Genomic DNA, 3679 nt, shown 5'->3' with positions numbered 1-3679 from the left:
GGCGCTGGAGCCGATCGCGCGCGGCTTCTCTTTCAGGCCCCCCCCCCGCCACGACATTCACCCGCAGCTGGGCAAGGCGGTTCCCGTCGAGTCGATGATCGAGGATATCCTGCTCTTCAAACGCCACAACCTCAATACGATCCGCACGAGCCACTATCCGAACGACGCCAAGATGTACGCGCTGTTCGACTACTACGGCCTCTACGTCATGGACGAGGCTGACGTGGAGTGCCACGGCAACCACTCGATCAGCGACAAGGAGAGTTGGCGCCCGGCCTTCATCGACCGCATGGTGCGGATGGTCGAGCGCGACAAGAACCACCCGTCGGTGATCTTCTGGTCGATGGGCAACGAGTGCGGATCGGGCCGCAACTTCGAGGCCGTCTACGCCGCGGCGCGTGCGCTCGACCCCCGTCCGATCCACTACGAGGGCAAGAACGACGTGGCCGACATCGACTCGCGGATGTATCCCTCGATCGAGAGCATGATCGAACAGGACCGTCAGGACCGCGACAAACCCTACTTCCTGTGCGAGTATGCCCACGCCATGGGCAATGCGATCGGCAACCTCGAGGAGTACTGGGACTACATCGAGAACCGTTCGGTCCGCATGATCGGCGGCTGCATCTGGGACTGGGTCGATCAGGGCCTGTGCAAGTACGGCGAGCTGCCGACGAACTACTACTACGGCGGCGGTTTCGGCGATGCCCCCAACGACAACAACTTCTGCTGCAACGGCATCGTGACCCCCGACCGGCAGGTGACTCCCAAACTGCTCGAGGTCAAGAAGGTCTACCAGTACCTGCGCCTGCATGCCGACGATCCGGCCTCGGGCCGCATCTGCATCGAGAACCGCTATGCGTTCCTCGACCTCGACAACTTCCGCCTGCACTGGACGCTGCTGCGCGACGGCCTCCCCGTGGCCGAGGGTGATACCGACCTGCCGTCGGCCGCTCCGGGCAGTACGGTCACCCTGACGCTGCCCTATGCCGACCGTGTGGGCGACGACGGCGAGTACTTCGTGAACCTCTCGGTACGGCTTCGCAGACCGTGTGTCTGGGCCGACGCCGGGCATGAGGTCGCCAGCGAGCAGCTGGCTGTCACCGGCCGCCGTCTTCCCGGCGCCGTGCAGCCCCGTACGGACGAGCCGCTCCGGATTTCGAGCGAGGAGGGACGCCTGACGCTTGCCGCCACGGGCTTCCGCATGGAGATGGACCTCACCCGTGGCATCGTGACCTCGCTGCGCTATGCCGGCAGGGAACTGATCCACGCCGGCGCGGGCTTCGAACTGAACTGGTACCGCTCGATCGACAACGACAAGCGCACCTACCGCCCGACGGTCTGCGCGCTGCGTCCCGATGCCGAGGTCACCTGGGAGGCCGCAGGGGACGGCCGTTCGGTGCGTATCTCGACCCCGATGGAGGCCTGCATCGGCGATGACGTGCGCCAGCCCTATACGGTTGGATATACGGTCCATGCCGACGGTACGGTCGATGTGACGGCCGAATTCCCGACGGCTGCCGACTTCAACCTCCCGCGCCTGGGGCTGACGGCGGCGCTCAGTCCCGCCCTCGGGCAGGTGGCGTGGTACGGCCGCGGTCCGATCGAGAACTACGTCGATCGGCACAATGCCGCCTATTTCGGCGTGTACGAATGCTCGGTCGATGAGATGGAGGAGTCCTATGTGCGCCCGCAGACGATGGGCGGCCGCAGCGACGTGCGGTGGCTCACGCTCCGCTCCGACGACGGGGCCGGGCTCCGGATCACGGCGCTGGGCTACCTCGAGTTCAGTGCGCTCCACTATACGGATGCCGATCTGTGGGCCACGAAATACGCCCATGACCTGGACAACGTGCGCCGTTCGGAGGTGATCCTGAACCTCGACTGCGTGCAGCGCGGCCTGGGCAACGCCAGCTGCGGCCCGCAGCCGCGGCCGCAGTATGAGTTGCGGCGCGACTCGGCCTACAGCCTTGGCTTCCGCATCGAACCGCTCCGCTGACGGGGCGCTGCCATGAAACAGAGCGGCCGGGAACTTTACAGTTCCCGGCCGCTCTGTTTCGTATTGTGTTGTCCGGTCCGGTTTCCCGGCCGCATCAGATCTCCGAGAAGAGGTTGAACTGGTGCAGGAGCGTGTAGGCGATGAACAGGCCGATGATGATGCACAGCACGCCGAGCAGGCCGTTGAGTACGCGCGGCGAGGGCTTGCTCGGCCGCTGCGAGATGGCGACGATGTACTCCCGGAGGAAGACGTAGAGCGCCGGCACCACACTGCAGGCCAGCAGATAGTCCTCGGGGATGCCGAAGTAGTAGACCTTCGACAGCCCGACCAGGGCCCAGTGGCCGAGGAGCATCGCCAGGATGATATTGACCCGTTCGGCGAAGGCGAGCATCAGCGCGAGGGTGAAGACCGCCACCGAGCAGGGCATCACCGGCGAGGTGATCATCGGAAACTCCCTCCCGAGTGCGAGCGAGCAGAGCGGGTAGATGAACGGCATGGCGAAGAGCAGCAGGGCGAATCCGGTGTGGTGCCCGGTGCGTTCGAGCGTGGCGTTGCGTGCCGCCAGGTCGTAGATCCACATGCAGCCCATGATGGCCCAGAAGAGTGTCAGCAGGTCGTTGTATTCGCGGGGCTCGCAGTAGATGTGGTAGTAGACGAATGCAATCCAGAAGTTGAGCAGCGCCATGAAGACCTTCATGGCGTTCTTCACGGCTGTCGTGGGGCGGAAGCAGAGCAGCAGCGTGAGGACGATCCCCACGGCCACGAGCAGGATCTGTACGGGCCACGTGGCGGCGTTGTAGGCGGCGATCGTTTCCCAGAATACGGTCATATGCGGTCGGATTTGCGCCTGGTGAGCGAGAAGGCCCGGCGGTTGAAGATGAAGATGGGCAGCGTGGCTCCGGCCGCCAGCATGATGATCACGCTGAACGAGACCGTCGCGTTGAGAAAGAACTGCTGCATGTAGGCCAGCCCCTGCTGCGTATCGTCGAGCGACTGGAGGAACATCAGCAGCGAGAATACGGTCTTGTAGGCGTAGATGCCCGGCACCATGGGCAGCAGGGCGGGGATGTAGAGCACCGTCATCGGGCAGTGAATCCCCTGCCCGAGCCAGAGGCTTCCGAGCCCGATGGTGATCGAGGCGCAGAGCGAGGCCGAGGCGATGTCCACGTCGGCATAGTTCATCAGGCAGTACCGCAGGGCGTGGCCCACGGCGGCCAGCAGGGCGATGCGCGGGAAGGCGCGCATCGGCGGGTCGGAGATGGCTCCGAAGCCGATGGCGGCGATGGCGGCGAAGAAGCCGTCGAGCAGGATGTCGAGCGCGATCATAGCAGACTGTCTTTGACCATCATGAGTGTGGCGGACATCCCCACGGCGATGCAGATGATGAGCAGCAGGGCGTTGATCAGCCGGCTGCATCCGATCAGGATGTGTCCTTCGACGATGTCGATCACGCCGTTGATGAGCGGCACGCCGGGCACGAGGAACAGCACGCTCGTGGCCAGTGCCGTCTCCGACGTGCAGTCGAAGCGCAGGGCGATCGAGGCGCAGAGCGAGGCCAGGAACGACGAGATGATGAACGTCAGGAAGTGGTTCAGGCCGTGTGCCTGCATGCGCTGCTTGGCGGCGAATCCGACGAGCGTCGAGGTGAAGACGATCGACATGGCGGGCCCGGCGCCCGCC

The 3679-nt window shown here is 64.7% G+C and carries 4 protein-coding genes (1 of these 4 cut by a window edge); 1 reads left to right on the top strand and 3 read right to left on the bottom strand.

The window, feature by feature from the left end:
• Window positions 1–1999, top strand: partial view of a glycoside hydrolase family 2 TIM barrel-domain containing protein gene (locus QZL63_RS03850; protein WP_022308013.1) — the 3' portion only. It extends 1613 nt beyond the left edge of the window; 1999 of the gene's 3612 nt are visible here — the last part of the coding sequence; its start codon lies off the left edge, out of view; its stop codon occupies window positions 1997–1999.
• Window positions 2000–2093: 94 nt separating this feature from the next.
• On the opposite strand, the gene QZL63_RS03845 is transcribed toward QZL63_RS03850, so the two are convergent.
• The 3 genes from QZL63_RS03845 to QZL63_RS03835 all read right to left on the bottom strand — a co-directional run.
• Window positions 2094–2828 (bottom strand): DUF6064 family protein, encoded by a 735-nt coding sequence (locus QZL63_RS03845; protein WP_022308012.1) that lies wholly within the window; start codon window positions 2826–2828, stop codon window positions 2094–2096.
• On the bottom strand, window positions 2825–3325 hold the full coding sequence (locus QZL63_RS03840) for a threonine/serine exporter family protein (protein ID WP_022308011.1): 501 nt from the start codon (window positions 3323–3325) through the stop codon (window positions 2825–2827). Before QZL63_RS03840 ends, QZL63_RS03845 begins: the two co-directional genes overlap by 4 nt.
• A partial coding sequence (locus QZL63_RS03835) for a threonine/serine exporter family protein (RefSeq protein ID WP_290585931.1) occupies window positions 3322–3679 on the bottom strand: 358 nt, incomplete at its 5' end. The genes QZL63_RS03835 and QZL63_RS03840, both read right to left, overlap by 4 nt.

Origin of the sequence: Alistipes sp. CAG:268, assembly GCA_000434235.1 — a bacterium.
Classification (GTDB): Bacteria; Bacteroidota; Bacteroidia; order Bacteroidales; family Rikenellaceae; genus Alistipes; species Alistipes avistercoris.
This window is presented reverse-complemented; position numbering and strand designations above follow the sequence as displayed.